This is a genomic window from Streptomyces sp. CNP082 (assembly GCF_059570535.1).
Map to the genome: position 1 here is coordinate 79,149 of NZ_JCANSZ010000004.1, position 20,577 is coordinate 99,725.

Annotated in this window: 18 protein-coding genes; 7 read left to right on the forward strand and 11 right to left on the reverse strand. The window is 73.4% G+C overall.

Translation table 11 applies throughout. The annotated features are described in order from the left end of the window. Positions 1-4 precede the first annotated feature (4 nt). Entirely contained in the window at positions 5-1,459 is a 1,455-nt protein-coding gene (locus B124_RS04735) for an NsdA family TPR-like regulatory protein (protein WP_496501357.1), read from the reverse strand. Positions 1,460-1,833: 374 nt separating this feature from the next. Between B124_RS04735 and B124_RS04740 the strand changes: the two genes are divergently transcribed. Beyond that, positions 1,834-1,971: a hypothetical protein gene (locus tag B124_RS04740; RefSeq protein ID WP_496501358.1), complete on the forward strand. Its 138-nt coding sequence runs from the start codon at positions 1,834-1,836 to the stop codon at positions 1,969-1,971. A 356-nt stretch (positions 1,972-2,327) separates the two neighbouring features. Here B124_RS04740 and B124_RS04745 read toward each other — a convergent pair whose 3' ends face one another. Beyond that, positions 2,328-2,711: a cold-shock protein gene (locus B124_RS04745; protein WP_496501359.1), complete on the reverse strand. Its 384-nt coding sequence runs from the start codon at positions 2,709-2,711 to the stop codon at positions 2,328-2,330. Positions 2,712-2,880: 169 nt separating this feature from the next. Between B124_RS04745 and B124_RS04750 the strand changes: the two genes are divergently transcribed. Then, positions 2,881-3,132, forward strand: a complete 252-nt coding sequence (locus tag B124_RS04750; RefSeq protein WP_496501360.1) for a hypothetical protein — start codon at positions 2,881-2,883, stop codon at positions 3,130-3,132. A 25-nt stretch (positions 3,133-3,157) separates the two neighbouring features. Here the strand turns inward: B124_RS04750 and B124_RS04755 are convergent, their stop codons facing one another. From B124_RS04755 to B124_RS04765, 3 genes are all read right to left on the reverse strand, one after another. Then, positions 3,158-3,838, reverse strand: a complete 681-nt coding sequence (locus B124_RS04755; RefSeq protein WP_496501361.1) for an HAD family hydrolase — start codon at positions 3,836-3,838, stop codon at positions 3,158-3,160. 28 nt (positions 3,839-3,866) lie between these two features. Then, positions 3,867-4,808, reverse strand: a complete 942-nt coding sequence (locus B124_RS04760) for a 2-oxoglutarate and iron-dependent oxygenase domain-containing protein (RefSeq protein ID WP_496501362.1) — start codon at positions 4,806-4,808, stop codon at positions 3,867-3,869. Positions 4,809-4,886: 78 nt separating this feature from the next. Next, positions 4,887-6,113: a hypothetical protein gene (locus B124_RS04765; protein WP_496501363.1), complete on the reverse strand. Its 1,227-nt coding sequence runs from the start codon at positions 6,111-6,113 to the stop codon at positions 4,887-4,889. Between the two features lie 171 nt (positions 6,114-6,284). Between B124_RS04765 and B124_RS04770 the strand changes: the two genes are divergently transcribed. Continuing rightward, positions 6,285-9,509: a sacsin N-terminal ATP-binding-like domain-containing protein gene (locus tag B124_RS04770; protein WP_496501364.1), complete on the forward strand. Its 3,225-nt coding sequence runs from the start codon at positions 6,285-6,287 to the stop codon at positions 9,507-9,509. 25 nt (positions 9,510-9,534) lie between these two features. Here the strand turns inward: B124_RS04770 and B124_RS04775 are convergent, their stop codons facing one another. The 3 genes from B124_RS04775 to B124_RS04785 all read right to left on the reverse strand — a co-directional run bounded on the left by B124_RS04775 (position 9,535) and on the right by B124_RS04785 (position 12,927). Next, the gene (locus B124_RS04775) at positions 9,535-10,890 is read right to left on the reverse strand and encodes an MFS transporter (protein ID WP_496501365.1); all 1,356 of its coding nucleotides are present in this window, start codon (positions 10,888-10,890) and stop codon (positions 9,535-9,537) included. A gap of 28 nt (positions 10,891-10,918) precedes the next feature. Further along, positions 10,919-11,380 (reverse strand): MarR family winged helix-turn-helix transcriptional regulator, encoded by a 462-nt coding sequence (locus B124_RS04780; protein ID WP_496501366.1) that lies wholly within the window; start codon positions 11,378-11,380, stop codon positions 10,919-10,921. Between the two features lie 83 nt (positions 11,381-11,463). Beyond that, positions 11,464-12,927: an NCS2 family permease gene (locus tag B124_RS04785; protein WP_496501367.1), complete on the reverse strand. Its 1,464-nt coding sequence runs from the start codon at positions 12,925-12,927 to the stop codon at positions 11,464-11,466. Between the two features lie 80 nt (positions 12,928-13,007). Here B124_RS04785 and B124_RS04790 point away from each other — a divergent pair, with 80 nt between their 5' ends. The 3 genes from B124_RS04790 (at position 13,008) to thpR (ending at position 16,578) form a co-directional block, all read left to right on the forward strand. Further along, complete coding sequence (locus B124_RS04790; protein ID WP_496501368.1) at positions 13,008-13,274, forward strand: DUF2530 domain-containing protein; 267 nt, start codon at positions 13,008-13,010, stop codon at positions 13,272-13,274. A gap of 10 nt (positions 13,275-13,284) precedes the next feature. Then, positions 13,285-15,816 carry an HAD-IC family P-type ATPase gene (locus B124_RS04795; RefSeq protein WP_496501369.1) on the forward strand — a complete coding sequence of 844 codons (2,532 nt, stop codon included), beginning with the start codon at positions 13,285-13,287 and terminating at the stop codon, positions 15,814-15,816. Positions 15,817-15,969: 153 nt separating this feature from the next. Next, on the forward strand, positions 15,970-16,578 hold the full coding sequence (gene thpR, locus B124_RS04800) for an RNA 2',3'-cyclic phosphodiesterase (RefSeq protein WP_496501370.1): 609 nt from the start codon (positions 15,970-15,972) through the stop codon (positions 16,576-16,578). An 18-nt stretch (positions 16,579-16,596) separates the two neighbouring features. On the opposite strand, the gene B124_RS04805 is transcribed toward thpR, so the two are convergent. Both B124_RS04805 and B124_RS04810 read right to left on the reverse strand, forming a co-directional pair. Beyond that, positions 16,597-17,187 carry a Uma2 family endonuclease gene (locus B124_RS04805; RefSeq protein ID WP_496501371.1) on the reverse strand — a complete coding sequence of 197 codons (591 nt, stop codon included), beginning with the start codon at positions 17,185-17,187 and terminating at the stop codon, positions 16,597-16,599. 253 nt (positions 17,188-17,440) lie between these two features. Next, entirely contained in the window at positions 17,441-18,424 is a 984-nt protein-coding gene (locus B124_RS04810) for an aldo/keto reductase (protein ID WP_496501554.1), read from the reverse strand. Between the two features lie 106 nt (positions 18,425-18,530). Here B124_RS04810 and B124_RS04815 point away from each other — a divergent pair, with 106 nt between their 5' ends. Continuing rightward, the gene (locus B124_RS04815) at positions 18,531-19,547 is read left to right on the forward strand and encodes a TolB-like translocation protein (protein ID WP_496501372.1); all 1,017 of its coding nucleotides are present in this window, start codon (positions 18,531-18,533) and stop codon (positions 19,545-19,547) included. 165 nt (positions 19,548-19,712) lie between these two features. Here B124_RS04815 and B124_RS04820 read toward each other — a convergent pair whose 3' ends face one another. Then, a complete protein-coding gene (locus B124_RS04820) occupies positions 19,713-20,567 on the reverse strand; it encodes a TetR/AcrR family transcriptional regulator (RefSeq protein ID WP_496501373.1) in 855 nt (284 codons plus the stop codon). Between the last annotated feature and the right edge of the window lie 10 nt (positions 20,568-20,577).

Sequence of the window (20,577 nt, forward strand, 5' to 3'; positions counted from 1 at the left end):
CTCCTCAGTCGGCCAGCAGCGTGCGGATCCTGTCCCGTGCCTCGCGCAGGGCCCGCGTCGCTTCACGGCCCACCGTATAGGGGTAGAGCTGGCCGAGCTGAACGCGGACTCGCGCGCTGTGAGTCCGGGAGGCGGCGTCAACTGCCCTGTGGGTCTGCTCGATTGCCCCGGTGACATCGCCGGAGAGGAAATGGCACTCGGCGAGGCCGATGCTGTCAAGGGCGTGGCTGCGGCCCGCGTCGTGACCGCGATCGGCGAGGGCCTGGCGGATGTGCTGCGCCGCTGTCTCTGCGTAGCGGGGCTCTCTCCGCGCGAGGTCAAGGAGCCGCCCGCCGGTCACTCCGGCAAGCTCGGCATCGGAGAAGTACTCGATCCAGTACGGCTCTGTCTTGTCGTCGGCAGTGGCGAGGACTTCGGCGGCCTGGCCGGTCGCCCGCCAGAATGCCTGCACCCGGCCACCTGCGGCATAGGCCCATGCCTCGCGTGTATGCAGCATCGCGCGCACCCGCGGTCCGGCGGTGTTCCGCGCCCCATCCTGGGCCAGGCGTACCAGCGCTTCCGCGTCGGCCACCCGGTCTGCGTACAGCATCTGTCGTGCCATCCCGGCGAGGATGTTGGCTCCGAAGGCGGTGTCGTCGCCTGCGTGTGCGGATCGAAGAGCGAGTTGGTAGTACTTCTGAGCGTGACGCTGCATCCCGGAGTCCCATGCCATCGTGGCGGCGCTGCCAGCGAGCTGGGCCATGACCCGGTGCAGGCGTTGCTCGATCAGAGGTGCCTGGTGCTCGTCGAGGGCCGTCGCGACCGCATTAAGCTGGCCGATGACAGCCTTGCGGTGCAGGCTGCCGCCGCGCCGATGCCCCCAGTGACGGAAGGCTCGCGCGATGGCCTCCAGCTCCTGTACCTCACGGACGCCGAGGCGGCCACGCCGTCTGGGCGCCTGTGCAGGAGGTGCTGGGCGCTGAAGCCAGCCCTCAAGCGAGTCGAGCAGGGGAGCGCCGGTGATGACGGCGCTGGTCAAAGCCTGAGTAAGTGCGCGGCGGTCCATCATGAGATCGTTCCTTGTCAAGCGGGCGGCCAACTCCGTGGTGGCATCGGCCTGCCACACAGTGTCCGGAAGACCGCCCCCAGCCGCTGACAGCGCACGTGGAGTGGGCTCCTCGCGCGGCTTGCTGCGCGCCTCCCACGGTCGCGGGGCCAGACCCATCAAGAGCCCGGGAATCCGCAGGCCGTCAGAGATGCGGCAGAGGACATCGAAGGAGGTGACCTGCTGCGCCCCGCTGATGATCCGGCTCACCTTGCCAGGGGTGAGCCCGCACGCCGACGCGATCCTGTTCTGCGATAAGCCGCCCCACTTCTTGATGAGGCTGAAGGCGGAGGCGAAGTCGTGCTCTGCCAGTGCTCGGCGCAGGTCGTCCCGATCGAGGACCTCTGCACAGAGCGGGCTATCGGTGGGGGCCATGGTGAGCGGCTTTCGCTTCCGAGGTGATCGTAGCCATGCGGTGCGCCGGATCTGAAGGCGGGGCGAGTGTATTACCACCGCGGCAATACCCCATGGTGATGCCGGAAATGCACACAGTCCACGACCCTCGGTGCGTAACAGACCCCCGCGACCGCGCGAACGGCCCGGGGGGGTGGCCCACGCTACGAAGGAGCGTCGACATGCCGCACTGTATCGCCAGGATCTTCGAACGGCTGAGTCGCCTACTGCCCGCTTTGGGACGCCACCGCGCCGGCATCGACATCGGGCCGCACCTCATCCACGGCACGGAGGTGGCCTGAGTGCCCGCCACGCCACATCGACCCGCGCCTCAGCCACCGTCTGACCGTCCTCGCATGACGCTGCGCGTGTCCCGCGACGGCGGGCGTACCTGGGGGCGTCAGAAACGCTTCTACGACCGCGACTTCGAGGTTCTCCAGCCCGGCGGCGTCTACCCGCCCTGCTGGTGCCCGCGTTGCCGCGGGAAGGCGTGACCGTGAGCGCCGCCGAGCGGCCCGCGCCGCCGCCCCGGCTGCCCCCGGTGGATCAGCCGACGGAGGGGCGGTCCGTGTGTGTCCGCGGGACAAAGTCGGGGTTGCCCCTCCGTGAAACTGGTGCAAATCGCCCATGGTGCTCGACTTTTGCCCGGCGGCGTGCACCCGCCCGCCCCATCGCGGCCTCGCACCCCACCCGGGCCGTCCGACGGCCGGGGCCCCCGGCACAGGCCCCCGCCGGCCGATGTCGTCCGGCGACCCGACCCGACCCGACCCGACCCGACCCGCACCCGCAACCCGCCCGGGGTGTCCCGCCGGGGAGCTCGGGCAGCGGAAGCCTTCTCCGCCCGGCGTCCTCAGATGTCCAGTTGGTCGGCGACGGCCCGGAGCATCCCGGCGATCTTGCGGCCGTGTGCCTTGTCCGGGTACCGGCCGCGTTCGAGCTGCTGCGTCACGCTCTCCAGCAGCGTCGTCAGATCCTGCACGATCGACGCCAGCTCGTCCGGCTTGCGCCGCTGCGCGGCGGCGACCGACGGGGTGGGGTCCAGCAGCGTCACGGACAGCGCCTGGTCGCCGCGCTGCCCGGCCACCACGCCGAACTCGACGCGCTGACCCGGCCGGAGCGTCTCCACCCCGTCCGGCAGCACCGACGAGTGCACGAAGACGTCACCGCCGTCGTCGCGGGAGAGGAAGCCGAAGCCCTTCTCGCTGTTGAACCACTTGACTTTGCCGGTAGGCACGTGTCGTCGCCCTGTCTTCGTTTCCGTACTCGCTGCTGAAAGAGCAGGAGAGCGGGTCCAGTGACCCGCCACCTCAAGGCTAATGGTCCCCCGCGTGGTGACAAGATGTCGCCGGGTGCTTCCTCAGCGCATATCCCCCGCCACCGGCGACGACGCCTACTCTGGTTGCGTGAACACCGGAACCTCCCGCCCCGGGGACCTGCTCGTGCGCGCCGGGGCGATCGTCTTCCTCGTCGGCGCACTCGGCACGCTCGTCACTTTCATCCCGTTCTTCATCGGGGCGGACCCGCTGCCGACAGCCGCGTATCTCGTGTCGATGCTGATGGGCGCCGGCTTCGGGCTGGCGCTTGCCGGGCTGTTCCGCTCCGCCGCCGCGGCCCGGCGCGCGGCCCGGCAGGCGGCCGGGCAGGCGGCGCCGTAGCGCGGCGGCGCACAGGCCCGCGGCGTTACGCGCCCCGGCCGCCGCCCGCGCCGCCCCGGGCCTCCGCCCGGTACGCCGCCAGCCACTCCGGGAACGCCGTCAGATCCGGCAGTACGACATCGGCCCCCGCCGCCCGCAGCTCCGCCGCCGGGCACGGCCCCGTGGTCACCGCCACCGACAGCACCCGCGCCGCCCGCGCCCCCGCGACGTCCCCGACGTGGTCGCCGACGTACGCCGACGCCCCGTACTCCGTCAGCGCCTGCGCCTTCGCGTCCGCCCACAGCCCGCCGACCACCGCGTCCGGGGCCAGGCCCAGGTGGTCGACGTGCAGCTTCGCCAGCGGCCGGCTCTTGGCGGTGACCACGAGGGCCCGGCCGCCGGCGGCCTGCACCGCCGCGATCGCCGCGGCGGCGCCGGGCAGGGCGGTGGCGGGGGTGACGCCGTGGTCGGGGTAGAGGGCGCGGTAGCGGTCGCCGAGGGCGGCCACGCGGTCGGCGGGGAACCAGTTCGCCAGCTCGCTCTCCACCGGCGGGCCGAGGCGGGAGGTCACGAGGTCGGTGTCGATGTACACGCCGGTCTCGGCGACGAGCGCCTCGTACACCGCCTTGATTCCCGGCCGGGAGTCGATGAGGGTCATGTCCAGGTCGAAGCCGACGGTGAACGCCGGCGATGGGGCGGAGGGCGGCGGAGAAAAGGGAGTAGGCACACGTCGATTGTGCCTGCTGCCTGCGGCGTCAGGACAGGAGGATGGCCTTCAGCCGCTCGTCGAGGAACTCGCCCACGGTGGCGGCGGCCTCCCCCTGCGCGGCGGCGGCCGGGGGCATCGGCGTCTTTGGGCCGGGGTTGTAGAACCAGACCAGCGACATGAGCTGTTCCGCCGGCGCGTCCGCCGGCGGCGGCAGCACGCGGTGCCAGCCCGCCCGCCACCGCCCGCTGCTCCACATGGCCCCCAGCTCACCGAGGTTGACGGTCAGGGCGTCGGCCTCCGGGTGGTACGGGGCGTCCTCCCAGCCGGCCTCCGGGTCCGCGTCGTCCGACGGGCCCGTGCGGATCTGCAGGCACCCCAGGCCGTGCTGACGGTCCAGTACGGCCATCAGATCCCAGTCCTGGTGCGCGCCGAGGCGGAACTGCCCCGGGCGCGGCTCGCCGGTCTGCTGCCTGCTCCCGTACCAGTTGACGTTGCACGTCCAGGCCGCGTCCGCGTCGTAGCGGGTGAGGAAGCCGGCGGGCTCGCCGAGAGCGGCGGCGAGGAGTTCCAGCAGGTCGAGTGAGAGGCGCCGCATCTGGCGCGCGTACTCCTCAAGCGGCTCCCGCAGCGCGGGCGCCTCGGCCGGCCACACTCCCGGGTGGTGGGGATACAGGCTCCACAGCTCCACCAGGTCCGGGAGGCTCGCCGCGTCCTGGATGGCGCCCGCGGAGATGCCGCCGGGGCCGGTCCAGCCGCCGTTGCCCTCGTTGCGGTAGCCGTCCTTGACCGCGGGCGGCAGGTCGAAGGCCGTACGGGCGGCCTTCCTGACCTGCTCGCGCAGGGCGGGGTCCACGCCGTGGCCGGTCACCATGACGAACCCGGTCCCGCGCAGCGACGCGTCGAGCCGGTCGAGGACCTGCTGCCGCTCCTCGGGTCCGCCGGAGCGCCACGAGGCGAGGTCGACAAGGCCGACGGGGGAGTTGCTCATGGGGCTGCCTCTCTGCGGAGTCGTGGGCCTCATTGTGGCGTCGGGGGACGGTGCCGTACAGCTCCGCCCTGCCCGGCCCTATCCGCGCAGCCGCCGCCGTGCCCGCCACAGCAGGAAGAGCGTCGAGGCGACCGCCGCGAACTGGACGAGGGCGGGCAGCATGTTCTCGAACTCCTGCCCAAGCGTGCCGTCCTTCAACGGCTCGCCCCACCGCCCCTGATTCCGCCCCCACAGCCACGCCAGCCCGGCGAACCCCACCGTGCCCGGCACGCCGAGCGCCGCCCACTTCTTCTCCGTCATCGACAGCCGGCGCGAGGTGTACACCAGCGCCCAGCCGACGACCGAGGCCATCCACTGACCGAGCGCGGCGCCCCCCAGCAGCGCGCCCATCGCCAGCACCTCCAGCAGTCCTGCGCTGCGCAGGAGTTCGCGGGTGGCGGCGCCGCGGCGGCTCGGGGCCGCGGGCTCCTCGTCCTCGAAGTCGTCCTCGGCCTCGGCCTCCGCCGCTTCGCGGCGGGCCTGCTTGGCCTTCGCCGCGCGGGCCGCGCGCCCGGCGTTCGCGTCCCTGGCCGCCCTCGCGGCGCGCGCGGCACGTCCCATGGCGCCCGTGCCGTCGCCCTTCTGCCCGCCCTTCTCCCCCTCGTCGCCGTCCTGCTGCTCCGGCTGCTCGAACAGCTCCGGGATCTCGATGCCGCCGGTGAACCCCGGCATGTTGTCGGCGCCGCTGCCGGCGCCGGGCATCGGGCCGGCGAACGGCGCGGGCTCCACCCGCCACCAGTCGGGGTCGGCGTGCGCGGAGTCGAGTTCGTCCTCGCCGGCGAGGTGCGGCGGGGCGGCGGCGGTGGGGGGCGGCTCGGCGGGCGGGGTGAAGTCCTCGGGCGCGGGCCCGGGCACCTCGGGCGCGGGCCGCCTCGGCTTCTGGCGCCCCGGCTCGGTGCCGGTACGGGGCCGGGGCAGCTTGCCCAGCCACCTCTCGGACCCGCCCACCCGCGGTCGCGGCAGCCGCGACGTCAGCCCGCCGCCCCCGGCCGGCGGCTCCCCGGGCTGCACCGCGACATCCGGCACCGCGGAGGCGGGGTCCCGCTTGGCGGCCTCGACGATGTCCCCGGGGCTGCCGAACCGGGCGAGCACCTGCTTCACCGCGGCCACGCTGTGCGCGCCCTCGGCGGCGCGCACCTTGTCGATGCCGGCCCGCAGTTCGTTGACCAGCCGCATGCGCTGCCCGGAGGGCAGGGCACGCTGCTGTGCGATGTCGCCGACGCGGCTCAGGTAGTCGTATACGAGCTGGTCGCTCTCGATGCCCACCGAATCCCCTACGGCCGTGCGCTGTTGACCTCTCGACCGTACCGCGCGTACGGGCACCCTCTCGCCCCCGCGCGCACCGCCCGCCACCGGTGGCGGGCGGTGCGCCGCGCGTATGCGGCGGGGGACCGAATACGCTGCGGCGACCGGCACCCCCCGCGACAAGGAGCCTCAGTGGACCCCCTGGACCCCCTGGTCGACCCCACCGACCGGCTGCGCACCGCGGCGCTCGACGCCTGGGCGGCATCGGCCGCCCGCTTCCGGGAGGACGCCAACGCGGAGGAGGACCTGGCCCTCGGCGGCTACCGCGACCGCCTGGTGGTCGAGCTGGCGCAGAACGCGGCAGACGCGGCGGCCCGCACGGGGGCGTCGGGGCGCCTCCGGTTGACGCTGACAGCGGGCCCGGAGTCCGCCGTCGGGGTCGCGGAGTCCGCCGGGGTGCTGACCGTGGCCAACACCGGTGCCCCCCTCGACGCCGCCGGTGTCGAGTCGCTGGCCACGCTGCGGGCGTCCGCCAAGCGGGGGGAGGACACCGGCGAGGCCGTCGGGCGGTTCGGGGTCGGGTTCTCCGCCGTGCTGGCCGTCAGCGACGCGCCGGAGGCCGTCTCGCGGGGCGGCGCGCGGGTGCGGTGGTCGCTGGCGGAGGCGCGGGAGTTGGTCCGTACGGCCGCCGAGCGCAACCCCGCGCTCGCCGACGAGGCCGCCCGCCGTGAGGGCCACGTCCCCCTGCTCCGCCTCCCCCTGCCCCTCGCGGAAGCCGACGCCCCGGCCGTGCCCGAGGGGTACGACACCGCCGTCCGCCTGCCGCTGCGCGACCCGGCCGCCGCCGCCCTCGCCGTCCGCCTGCTCGCCGGCATCGACGACGCGCTCCTGCTCGCCCTGCCCGGCCTCGCCGAGGTCGTCGTCGAGGCCCCCGAAGGCGTACGCACGCTGCGCCGCCGCGAAGACGGCCCGTACACGGTCATCGAGGACACCGGCCGTACGGACCGACAGCCCCACGCCGCCGAGCCGCCCACCGCCACCCGCTACCGCACCCGCACCGCCGCCGGCCGCCTCGACCCCGGTCTCCTCGCCGACCGCCCCGTCGAGGAACGCCTCCGCCCCACCTGGACCGTCACCTGGGCCGTCCCCGTCGCCGCCGACGGCACCCCCGCCGCACCCGCCACCGCCCCCGTACTCCACGCCCCCACCCCCACCGAGGAACCCCTCGGCGTCCCCGCGCTCCTCATCGCCTCCTTCCCCCTCGAACCCACCCGCCGCCACCTCGCCCCCGGCCCGCTCACCGACTTCCTCGTCGAGCGCGCCGCCGACGCGTACGCCGGACTCCTCGCCGACTGGGACCCGCTGACCCCCGGCACCATCGACCTCGTCCCCGGCCCCCTCGGCCGCGGCGAGCTGGACGGCGCCCTGCGCGCCGGCATCCTGCAACTCCTCCCCGGCGTCGCGTTCCTGCCGCCCGCCGTGCCCGAGGAAGGCGCCAAGCCGCAGCCGCTGCGCCCCCGCGACGCGCTCGTCGCCGAGGGCGCCGGCGCCGAGACGGTGCGCCGGCTCGGCGACGTCTTCCCGCACCTGCTGCCCGCCGGCCTGGAGCGCCGCGGCGAGCTGCGCACCCTCGGCGTCGCGCGGGTGCCGCTCGGCGAACTCGTCGAGCGGCTCAGCGGCGTCGAGCGCCCCGCCGCCTGGTGGCACGGCCTCTACGACTCCCTCGCCGGCACCGACCCCGAGGAGCTGAGCGGCCTGCCCGTACCGCTCGCCGACGGCCGCGTCGTCATCGGCCCGCGCCAGGTGCTGCTGCCCGCCGGCGGCCCCGGCGACCAGTCCGGCCACCCCCACCACCCCGGCCAGTCCGCCCGCCTCGCCCGCCTCGGGCTGCGCGTCGCCGACCCCGTCGCCGCGCACCCCGTGCTGGAGCAGTTGGGCGCCGTGCCCGCCACGCCGCGCGCCGTGCTGACGACGCCGCAGGTGCGGGCGGCGGTGGCGGGGTCGCTGGACGCGGGGGAGGTGTGGTTCGACGAGGGGCCCGAGCAGGGCGCGCCGGATCCGGAGGAACTGGCGGACATCGTCCTCGGGCTGGTACGCGACGCGCACCTCGAACCGGGCGACGAGCCGTGGCTGGGCGCCCTCGCGCTGCCCGACGAGGACGGCGACCCGGCGCCCGCCGCCGAACTCGTCTGCCCCGGCAGCCCGTTCGCCGCCGTCATCCGGCCGGGGGAGCTGGCGGTCTGCGCCGCCGACCTGGTCGAGCGGTGGGGCCGGGAGCCGCTGACGGCGGTCGGGGTGCAGGCGGACTTCGTGCTCGTACGGGCCGAGGACGTCGTCCTCGACCCCGACGAGCTGGAGCCCCGCGACGACCCCTACCCCCAGGCCGACGACGCCGGGCTGCTCGACGCGGTCGACGTGTGGTGCGAGGACGTCCTCGACCAACTGCCCGACACCCCCGTGCCGCCGGTGCTGACCGATCTGGTGGGCGTACGGGACCTCGACCTGGTCGACGACGCGCACTGGCCGCAGGCGCTCGCGCTGCTCTCCCGCCCGCCGCTGCGCGAGGCCCTGACGCGCCCGGCGCGCGTCCTGCTGCCGGACGGCGAGGCGCACCTCGTACGCCCGTACACCGCCTGGTGGCTGCGCGGCAACCCGGTGCTCGACGGCCGCCCGCCCGCCGGCCTGCGCGCCGCGGGCGGCGACCCGCTGCTCACCGGGCTGTACGAGCCGGCCGACGCCTCCGCGGTCGCCGACGAGCAGGTGCTGCGGGCCCTGGGCGTACGCACCTCCGCCGCCGCGCTCCTGGACGAACCGGGCGGCGCCGCGGAGCTGCTGGCCCGCCTCGCCGACCCCGCGAGCGACGTCACCCCGCCCCAGCTCCACGCCCTGTACACCCTCCTCGCCGATCTCGACCCCGCCGACGTCACCCTCCCGGACGACCTCCGCGCGGTCCGCGACGGCGCCACGGAGGTGGTGCCGGCCGGCGAAGCCCTCGTCGCGGACGCCCCCGACCTGGTGCCGCTGGCCACCGGCCGCCCCCTGCTCCCGGTCGCCCCGCCGCAGGCGGCGGCGCTGGGGGAGCTGCTGCAGGTGCGGCGGCTGACGGAGGCATACGAGGCGACGGCAGCCAGGGTGGAGACGGCGGGCGAGACCCGCGAGGTCCCGCAGCCCGTACGGGACCTGCTGGGCCCGGACACCCCGGCGACGTACGAGGAACACGAACACCTGACGGCCGGCGGCGCCGAACTCGACTGGCGCCGCACCCCGGACGGCACGGTCCACGCGGCGACGATGGAAGGGCTGGCCGCGGGTCTTGCGTGGGCGACGGGGCAGTGGCAGCGGCGGTTCGAGGCGGCGGCGCTGCTGGAGGACCCGACGCGCACGCGGGAGCTGGAGGAGGCCCGCTGGTTCGACTGAGGGCCCGTACGGGAGCGCCCCGGCGTCACGCCGCCGGGGCCAGCTCCTCCGCCCGCTGCGACGGGACGAACGCGACGTGCTTGCGCCCCCGCCGCAGGTCTATCCGCAGCCGCAGCCCGCCGACCCGGGCCAGCACAAGACCCACCGTGACGGCCGCGACCGCCGAGATCACCCCGCAGGTCAGGAAGCCGATCCGGGCGCCGAACGCGTCCGTCGCCCAGCCGACGACCGGCCCGCCGATCGGCGTGCCGCCGACGAACACCATGACGAACAGGCTCATCACCCGCCCGCGCATGGCCTCGTCCGTGGTGAGCTGGATGTGGGCGTTCGCGGTCGTGTTGAAGAGCAGCCCGAACGCGCCCACCGGCACCAGCAGCGCCGCGAAGAGCCAGAACGCGGGCGACACCGCCGCGACGATCTCCAGCACGCCGAACGCCACCGCCGCGACCACCGCGAGCCGCAGCCGGCTGGCGCCGCGCCGCGCCGCGAACAGCGCGCCGCCCAGGGAGCCGGCGGCCATCAGCGAGTTCAGCAGTCCGTAGGTGCCGGCGTCGCCGTGGAAGACCTCGTCCACGTACGCCGTGAGCCAGATCGGGAAGTTGTAGCCGAACGTGCCGATGAAGCCGACCAGCACGATCGGCCACAGCAGCTCGGGCCGCCCGGCGACGTACTTCAGGCCCTCGCGCAACTGCCCCTTGCCGCGCGGCGCGCGCTCGACGCGGTGCAGCTCCGCGGTGCGCATGAGCAGCAGCCCGGTGATGGGGGCGAGGAACGACAGCCCGTTGAGCAGGAACGCCCAGCCGCTGCCGACGGCGGTGATCAGCACACCGGCCACGGCCGGCCCGAGCAGGCGGGCCGTCTGGAAGTTGGCGGCGTTGAGGCTGACGGCGTTCTGCATCTGGTCCTTGCCGACCAGCTCGGCGACGAACACCTGCCGCGCCGGGTTGTCGACGACGGTGGCGAGGCCGAGCAGGAACGCCATGAGGTAGACGTGCCACACCGTCACGGCTCCGCTCAGCGTGAGCGCCGCGAGCGCGAGGCCGATGAGGCCCATGGACGCCTGGGTGGCGAAGAGCAGCTTGCGCTTGGGCAGCCGGTCGGCGAGGACGCCGCCGTAGAGGCCGAAGAGCAGCATGGGCAGGAACTGCAGCGCGGTCGTGATGCCGACGGCGGTGGCGGAGCCGGTGAGGCTGAGCACCAGCCAGTCCTGGGCGATGCGCTGCATCCAGGTGCCGGTGTTGGAGACCACCTGGCCGCCGGCGAAGAGCCGGTAGTTGCGGATCCTCAGTGAGCTGAACGTGCCCTGTTTCCTGCGCTCCTCTTCTTCGTAGTCATCGGGTATGGGTGCGGGTGCGGAGTCTGCTCCGGGTCCCGTACTCAAGGCTTTCTCCTCCGGTCATCGTCCTTCGTCAGCGTGGTGCGGCCTCCTGCATCGGCAGGTGAGCGAGCTTTTCGAGCACCGGCGCGGCGGCGCGCAGCGTGGCCCACTCCTCCTCGGACAGCCCGCCGGCCAGGTCTGCCAGCCAGGCGTTGCGCTTGCGGCGGCTCTCCTCGAGCATCGCGACGGCCTGTTCGGTCTGGCTGACGACCTTCTGCCGCCGGTCCTCCGGGTGCGGCTCCAGCCGGACCAGCCCCTTGGTCTCCAGCATGGCGACGATGCGCGTCATCGACGGCGGCTGTACGTGCTCCTTGCGCGCCAGCTCACCGGGGCCGAGGGGACCGCAGCGGAAGAGCGTGCCGAGCACCGACATCTCGGTCGGGCTCAGCGACTCGTCCACGCGCTGGTGCCGCAGCCGGCGGGTCAGCCGCATGATCGCGGAGCGGAGCGAGTTCACCGCGGCGGCGTTCTCCTCCTGGGACAGGTCAGGCATGTTCATTAGAGTACCTCATTACTTTATCTAAGTAAAATGAGTGAGCCGGGACAGAGGAGGTTACGGGCCCGGGCGGCGCACTGTCAGTCGAGGCCCAGCCAGCGCTCGACGGGGTCGAGGGCGAAGTAGACGACGAACACCACCGACGTCACCCACAGCGCCGGGCGGACGCTCTTCGGGCGGCCCGCCACCGTACGCAGCAGCGCGTGGGCCAGGAAGCCCATGCCGATGCCGACCGTGATGCTGTAACTGAAGGGCATCAGGACGATCGTCAGGAACGCCGGGGCCGCGATCGTGAGGTCGTACCAGTCGATGCTGCCGATGTTCGACGCCATGATCAGGAAGCCGACCACCACCAGCGCCGGCGTCGCCGCCTGGGACGGGACGATCGTCACCAGCGGGGTGAAGACCAGCGCCAGCAGGAACATCGCGCCCGTGACGAGGTTCGCCAGGCCCGTACGCGCCCCCTCGCCGACGCCCGCCGTGGACTCCGCGAAGGCCGTGCTCGCCGAGGCGGAGGCGGCGCCGCCGAGGGCGACGGCGGCGCCGTCGGCCATGAGGACCCGGTTCATCTCCGGCAGGCGGCCGTGCTCGTCGAGGAGGTGGGCCTCCTCGGTGACGCCGAGGATCGTGCCCATCGCGTCGAAGAAGCCGGACAGCAGCACGGTGAAGACGAACAGACAGCCCGTCAGGATCCCCGCCTCGCGGAAGCCGCCGAAGAGGCTCGCCTCGCCGAGCAGGCCGAAGTGGGGAGCCTCGACGACGGTGTGGGGGAGCACCGGGGCGGTCAGGCCCCACGCGTCCTCCGGGAGGTCGTCGACCGCGTGGATGACCATCGCGACCAGCGTCATCGTCACGATGCTGACCAGGATCGCGCCGCGGATGCGGCGGACCAGGAGCACGAAGGTCAGCCCCAGGCCCAGCAGGAAGACCAGCACGGGCCACCCCTCCAGGCGGCCCGCGGTGCCCAGGGTGAGCGGGACGGTGGTGTGCGCGGAGTCCGGGTTGCGGGTGACGAAGCCCGCGTCGACCAGGCCGACGAGGGCGATGAACAGGCCGATGCCGATCGCGATGGCCTTGCGCAGGCCGTCCGGGATCGCGGACATCACCCGTTCCCGCAGCCCCGTGGCCACCAGCAGCATGATGATCAGCCCCGCCAGCACCACCATGCCCATCGCGTCCGCCCACGCCATCTCCGGCGCGAGCTGGAGCGAGACCACCGCGTTGAGGCCCAGGCCCGCGGCGCACGCCACGGGGACGTTGCCGAGGACGCCCATGAGGAGCGTGGTCACCGCGGCGACCAGCACCGTGGCCGTGACCAGCTCGCCGTGGTCCAGCCTGTGGCCGAACTTGTCCGTCGCCGAGCCCAGGATGATCGGGTTCAGCACGATGATGTACGCCATGGCGAAGAACGTCGCCAGCCCGCCCCGCAGCTCCTGGGTGATGGACGAGCCGCGCCGCGAGATGTGGAAGTAGGCGTCGAGGGGCGAGGAAGGCGGGGGCCCGCTGGCGGGGCCGGTGCCGGCGGTCTTCGCTGTGGGGGGCATGCGTGACCTTCGCGCTGAACAGCGGCCGGACTTCGGCGCCCGCTCAGTATGCCGCCGCGACCTGCCCGTACCCTGGTGACATGGCCAAGAAGGCGTACAGGCATCCCGCGCCGGAGCCGTTCGAGGGCGACATCATGGCGGTGACCGTCGGCGGCACCGTGCTGTGGCTGGTGCTCTTCCTGATCCAGTTGCCGTTCGTCGGCTGGCTGGACGACCACGACCGCCTGTGGTGGCTGTGGACGTGCCTCGCGGGCGCGGGCCTCGGCCTCGTCGGCATCTGGTACGTACGCCGCCGCGAGGCCGCGCTCGCCCGGGGCGGGCGCGCAGGCGCTCAGCCGAACACGTAACGTCGTACGCATGACGCAGCGGGTCGAGACAGCCTCCGACGGCGGCGAGGGGCCGGAGCCGGGCGGCGGGCCGGGTGGGGCGCAGGACGGGAAACGGGACGGAAAGCCGGACGGGCAACGGGACGGCACGGCGGACAGTACGGCGGACGGCCAGGCGGGCGGGGCAACGGGCACGGAGGCGGCTGCCGTTGCGCGGCGCCACGACGGGCTCACCACCGCCGAGGTCGCCGAGCGCGTCGCCCGCGGCGAGGTCAACGACGTCCCCGTACGCTCCTCCCGCTCCACCGCCGACATCGTCCGCGCCAACGTCTTCACCCGCTTCAACGCCATCATCGGCGTCCTGTGGATCATCATGCTGGCCGTCGCGCCCATCCAGGACAGCCTCTTCGGCTTCGTGATCCTCGCGAACACCGGCATCGGCATCATCCAGGAGCTGCGCGCCAAGAAGACCCTCGACAGCCTCGCCGTCATAGGAGAGGCCAAGCCGCAGGTGCGCCGCGACGGCCGGACCCAGGAGATCCCCACCGCCGGGATCGTCCTCGGCGACCTCGTCGAGCTGGGCCCCGGCGACAAGGTCGTCGTCGACGGCGAGGTGCTGGAGTCCGACAGCCTGGAGATCGACGAGTCCCTGCTCACCGGCGAGGCCGACCCCGTCGTCAAGCAGCCCGGCGACAAGGTGCTCTCCGGCAGCTTCGTCGTCGCCGGCGGCGGCGCGTTCACGGCGACGAAGGTGGGGCGCGAGGCGTACGCCGTGCAACTGGCGGAGGAGGCGTCGCGCTTCACGCTCGTCCACTCCGAGCTGCGCAGCGGCATCAGCACGATACTCAAGTACGTGACGTACATGATGATCCCGGCCGCCATCGGCCTGGTCATCAGCCAGCTCGTGGTCGAGAACGAGGGCCCGCAGGACGCCATCCGCCGCATGGTCGGCGGCATCGTGCCGATGGTGCCCGAGGGGCTGGTGCTGCTCACCTCCATGGCGTTCGCGATCGGGGTCATCCGGCTCGGCCGCAAGCAGTGCCTCGTGCAGGAGCTGCCCGCGATCGAAGGGCTCGCGCGGGTCGACGTCGTCGCCCTCGACAAGACCGGCACCCTCACCGAGGGCGGCATGGACGTCACCGAGCTGCGCCCGCTGGGCGGCGCCGCGGAGGACGGCGTACGGCGGGTGCTGGGCGCGCTCGGCTCGTCCGACCCGCGGCCGAACGCCAGCCTGCAGGCCATCGTCGAGGCGTACCCGGACACCGAGGAGCTGCGCTGCACGCAGGCGCTGCCGTTTTCCTCGGCGCGCAAGTACAGCGGGGCCTCGTTCAGCGACGCGGGCTTCGCCGCCGGCGCCGGTACGTGGCTGCTGGGCGCCCCCGACGTGCTGCTGCCGGCCGGCGACGCCTCGCTCGCCGAGATCGACGACCTGAACGCGCAGGGCCTGCGCGTGCTGCTCCTCGCCCGCGCCGCCCGGGAGCTGGACGACCCGGAGGTGGCGCGCGACGTCGAGCCGGCCGCGCTGGTCGTCGTGGAGCAGCGGCTCCGCCCGGACGCCTCCGAGACCCTCAGGTACTTCGCGGAGGAACGGGTCGAAACGAAGATCATCTCGGGCGACAACGCGGTGTCCGTGGGCGCGGTGGCCGCGAAGCTGGGCATGGCGGGCGCGGACCGTACGGTCGACGCGCGCACGCTGCCGAAGGACCGCGACGAGATGGCCGCCGTCCTCGACGACAACGCGGTCTTCGGCCGCGTCAACCCGCAGCAGAAGCGGGACATGGTCGCCGCGCTGAAGTCCCGGGGCCACGACGTGGCGATGACCGGCGACGGCGTCAACGACGTGCTGGCGCTGAAGGACGCGGACATCGGCGTGTCCATGGGCTCGGGCTCGGAGGCGTCGAAGGCCGTCGCGCAGATCGTCCTGCTGAACAACAGCTTCTCCACCCTCCCCTCGGTGGTCGCCGAGGGCCGCCGGGTCATCGGCAACATCGAGCGGGTCGCGAACCTGTTCCTGGTCAAGACGGTCTACTCGGTGCTGCTCGCGCTGCTCGTCGTCGCCACCCAGGTGCCGTACCCCTTCCTGCCGCGGCACCTGACGCTGCTGTCGACGCTGACGATCGGCGTGCCGGCCTTCTTCCTGGCCCTGGCGCCGAACAAGGAGCGGGCGCGCCCGCACTTCGTCCGCCGGGTGATGCGGTACGCGATCCCGGCGGGGCTGATCGCGGGGACGGCGACGTTCCTGACGTACATGCTGGCGCGGCGGCACTACTCGGGGCACGGCGCGCTGGACGCGGAGACGTCGGCGGCGACGCTGACGCTGTTCCTGATCGCGATGTGGGTGCTGGCGATCATCGCGCGGCCGTACACGTGGTGGCGGGTCGGGCTGGTCGTGACGATGGCGCTGGGGTTCGTGATCGTGCTGGTCACGCCGTGGCTGCAGGACTTCTTCGCGCTGAAGCTGGTGGGTACGGAGATGCCGTGGACGGCGGTGGGGGTCGCGGTGGCGGCGTCGGTGCTGCTGGAGTTCGCGTGGCGGTGGGTGGGGCGACGGTTCCCGGACTGAGACGGTTCCCGGACTGAGACGGCGCCGGTGAGATGATCCCGGTGTGGCGGTCCGGTCGAGGTGGTCCCGGTGCGGCGGTCTGGTTGAGGTCGTCCCCGCGACGTGGTCCCCGCGCGGCGGCCCCGGTGAGGCTGTCCCCGTGAGGTGGTTCCGGTGAGGCTGTTCGCGGCCCTGATCCCCCCGGCGGAGGTGCTGGCTGACCTGGCTGCGGCGGTGGAGCGGCTGCGGCGGCTGCCCGGCGCCGGGCGGCTGCGCTGGGTGCAGCCGGAGGGGTGGCACGTCACGGTCGCGTTCTACGGAGAGGTGCCGGCCTGGTCCGTCCCGGAGCTGGGGGAGCGGCTGGCGCGGGCGGCGCGGCGCCGCCGGGGGCCGGTCGGACTGCGGCTGACGGGGGGCGGGCGGTTCTCCGACACGCTGCTGTGGACGGGGGCGGCCGGCGACGTCGAGGAGCTGGGCCGGCTCGCGGCGGGCGCGGGGGCGGCGGGCCGCCGCACGTCGGGGGTGCCGCCGACGGCGCCGAGGGGCGCCCGGCAGGCCCCCGAGCGGTGCTACCACCCGCACCTGACCCTGGCCCGCCAGCGCCACGGCGCCGGCACGGACCTGACCCCGTTCACGTACGCCCTGCGCGACTTCACCACCGCCCGACGCGACATCACCGACCTCACCCTGGTCCAGAGCCACCCCCCACCCCCGGGTCACCCGGGCGCCCAGCCCGACTACGAGCCCCTGGCCACGTGGCCCCTGGGCGGGGGCGGGACGTAGCGCGGGGCTCAGTCACTGTCAGTCGCGGGGGAACTCGTCGGTGGCCAGCTTGAGTCCGACGGGGGTGTCGGTGAGGTCGATCTGCTCACCGAAGTCGATGGTGAGTTCGCTGCGGTACTCGCCGTCCCTGGGCACTTTGTAGAGATGGCACTTGCCGGTGTACGGGTCGGCGATCAGGTAGGCGGGCACGCCCGCAGTGGCGTACGCGGCCTTCTTCGGGCCGTAGTCGTTGGCGGCGGTGCTCTTGGAGATCACCTCGGCCACGAACTCCACGTCCTGCGGGCGCCAGCGGTTCCCAGTCCCGCGCACGGCGTTCTCTGCCAACGCGGTGACGTCGGAGGCGAAGCCGTTCAGGTACCCGGGGAAGTCGATGCGGACGTCGGAGGCGATGCGCTTCCGGGGATACCGGCCGCGCAGTTGCTCGATGATGGCGAGCGTGATCTCCCAGTGCGTCTGCCGCTGCGGCGACATGTAGATATTCCCCTCGACGATCTCAACCTTGTATCCCTCGGGGACGGGCATGCGCTCCAGCCACTCGAACATCACGTCGAGGGTGAGTTCGTCGCTCTTGTCGGCCATCTCGATCCTGTCGGTCTCCACGACGGTCATCGTGCCGCTCCTCCCCGCTGCCGCCCAAACGCCGCAGCCGGTAGTACAACGATACTCACGGTGAGTCGTCACGGCCCGCGCCAATGGCGCGGGCCCGCCGCCCTCTCGGGGCGGCGGGCCCGTAAGCTCGTACGCGTGAACGCCAAGACCCGCATCCGTGTCGTCAGCGCCACGCTCGTGCTGATCTTCGCCGTCGTCGCCATCGCCGCCGCCTTCGGCGGCTGAGCCCCCGGCTACCGAACGCGCACCACGCTCACCACGCGAACGCCTCCGGCGCCGGCCCCGGCCCCGGGAAGATCTCGTCGAGCGACGCCAGCAGCTCGTCCGACAGCGTCAGGTCCAGCGCCGGCAGCGCCGACGTGAGCTGCTCCTTCGTGCGCGGGCCCACGATCGGGCCGGTGACGCCCGGGCGCGTCAGCAGCCAGGCGAGGGCCACCTCCGCCGGGTCCAGGCCGTGTCCGGCGACCAGGTCCTCGTACGCCTGCACCTTCGCGCGCACCGCGTCGCTCGACAGCGCATCCGCCGACCGCGCCGCGCCGCCCTCGCGCTCCTTGCGCAGCGCGCCGCCCAGCAGCCCGCCGCCCAGCGGGGACCACGGGATGACGCCGAGGCCGTAGCTCTCGGCGGCCGGGATCACCTCCATCTCGGCGCGCCGCTCGTGCAGGTTGTACAGGCACTGCTCGCTGACCAGACCCAGCGAGCCGCGCCGCCGCGCCGCCTCGTTGGCCTGCGCGATGTGCCAGCCCGCGTGGTTGGACGAGCCGGCGTAGAGGATCTTGCCCTGCTGGACGAGGACGTCGATCGCCTGCCAGATCTCGTCCCACGGCGTGTGCCGGTCGACGTGGTGGAACTGGTAGAGGTCGATGTGGTCCGTCTGCAGCCGCTGGAGGCTGGCGTCGACCGCGCGGCGGATGTTGAGCGCCGAGAGCCGGTCGTGGTTGGGCCAGGTGGTGCCGCGGTCCGCGGCCATCGAGCCGTAGACCTTGGTGGCGAGCACGACCTTGTCGCGGCGCCCGCCGCCCTGCGCGAACCAGGTGCCGAGGATCTTCTCGGTACGGCCCCTGTTCTCGCCCCAGCCGTAGACGTTGGCGGTGTCGAAGAAGTTGACGCCGGCGTCGAGGGCGGCGTCCATGATGGCGTGGCTGTCGGCCTCGTCGGCGTGCGGCCCGAAGTTCATGGTGCCGAGCACGAGGCGGCTGACCTTGAGTCCCGTACGTCCCAACTGCGTATACCTCATGAGGATCAAGCCAACTCCTTCGAGCGCGCTCGAAGCAAGCACATCGCGCGCGGAGCGGGGGCGCATCCGGTCCGCGTACGGGCGCGGACATGGCAGGCTTGGCACCATGCGCGCCCACCGCCTGCCGACCGCCGCCGCCCTGCTCACCGCGGCGGCGGTGGCGACCTCCGCCGCGTACGCCCCGCCCGCCGCGGCACAGGACGACGTGATACTCACCGACCCCCGTATCACCGAGTCCAGCGGCCTGGCCGCCAGCCGGCAGCACGAGGGCGTGTACTGGACGCACAACGACTCCGACGACGGCCCGTACATCTACGCCGTGGACGGCGAGACCGGCGAGACGCTGGCCACGATCACGCTGCGCGGCATAGGGGAGCCGCGCGACGTCGAGGCCATCTCCCTCGGTCCCGGCAACCAGCTCTACGTCGGCGACATCGGCGACAACATGGGAGGCTCCTGGTCGTACGTGTGGGTCTACCGCTTCCCCGAGCCGAAGCAGCTCAGGAACGCGACCGTGGACGCCGTGCAGTACGAGGTGCAGTACGAGGACGGGCCGCGGGACGCCGAGGCGCTGCTGGTGCACCCGAAGACGGGGCGCGTGTACATCGTGAGCAAGAAGAAGGACGGGGGCGCGGCGATGTACGCCGGGCCCAAGGAGCTGTCGACGGGGTCGATGAACATCTTCCGGCGGGTCGGGCCGGTCAACCTGTGGGTGACGGACGGGGCGTTCTCGCCGGACGGCACACGGATGGCGCTGCGCAGCTACCTCGGCGGGCGGATGTACCGGTTCGAGAACGGCAAGCCGGAGGAGGCCGGGCGGCTGGACGCGCCGCTGCAGTCGCAGGGTGAGTCGATGACGTACACGGCGGACGGGTCGGCGATCGTCTTCGGGAGCGAGGGGGAGCAGAGCGACCTGATCTGGCGGGAGGCCGAGGGGGGCGGCGAGTCGTCGTCGGAGTCGGGCGGCTCGGGTGAGCCGGGGGGCGGTGCCGGGGACGGCGCGAGCGGGGACGGGGACGACGAGGACCGCAGCCCGGTGACGTCGGTGCTGCTGGTCGGCGGCGGTGTCGGCGCGGTGCTGCTGCTGCGCCGCGCGCTGGCGCGGCGCCCGCGGGCGGACTGACCGGGACCGGGACCGGGAGCAGGGGGCGCGGGGCCGGGCCCGGCGGTCGTACGGAGACGTGATTGTCGGTGGGGCGGCCTACCCTGGGGTGGGTGTGCGGGGCTTGGGCCCTGAAGGCAGAACGGGCGCGCGGGGCCCTGCAGACAGAACGGGCGCGCGGAGCCCTCAGGCGTGCTCTTCCTCATGGCACCCCGGCGCGCTCCCCGCGGGCCCGTCCATCACGTCGGAGACCCGCCAGGAGACCGGCGGCGGTGTCCACCCCGCCGCACGGCGGGCGTCGAGCAGTGCCTCCAGGCCCTCCAGCATCCGGTCGACCGCGAACATGAACGCCTCCTCGGGCGCCCCGGAGAAGGCGTTCTCGGCGAGCTTCGCGATCCGCGGATAGCGCCCGGACTCCATCGCCTTCTCCAGCGCCGGAGACTGGGCCTCCCAGAACTCCTGGTCGCTGATCCCGGTACGCTCCTCCGCCTGCCTGGCGTTGACGTGCGTCCGGGCGAGGCCGGAGGCGGCGGCGTCGACGGCGGTGACGAAGCCGACCTTCTCCTGGTCGGTGAGCGGCAGTTCGTCGAAGCCGCTGAGGGCGAGCTCGAAGCCGTCCAGCCCGTTGGGGCCGAGCACCGGCCGGCCCTGGTCGACGTGGAGCAGCCAGGGGTGGGCGAGGTAGTGCTGCCAGAACCCCTGGGCCAGGGCGCGCAGCCGCTCCCGCCAGGTCCAGCTCCGGAAGCGTTCGGCGTCCTCCGGCTCGACGGGGCCGACGCCGTCGAGCATGAGGTCGAGCAGCTCGGCCTTGCCGGGCACGTGCCGGTACAGCGACATGGTGCCCACGCCCAGATGGCCGGCGATCTTGCGCATCGAGACCGCCTCCAGCCCCTCGGCATCCGCTATGCGGATCGCGGTGAAGACGATCCGGTCCACCGAGATGGCCGGCTTCGGACCGCGCTTGCCGTGTTCCTCGATGCCCCAGAGCAGGGCCATGCTGCGGCTGAGGTCGCCGCTGCCGCTGTGTTCCCGTGCCGCCATGTACCCCAGT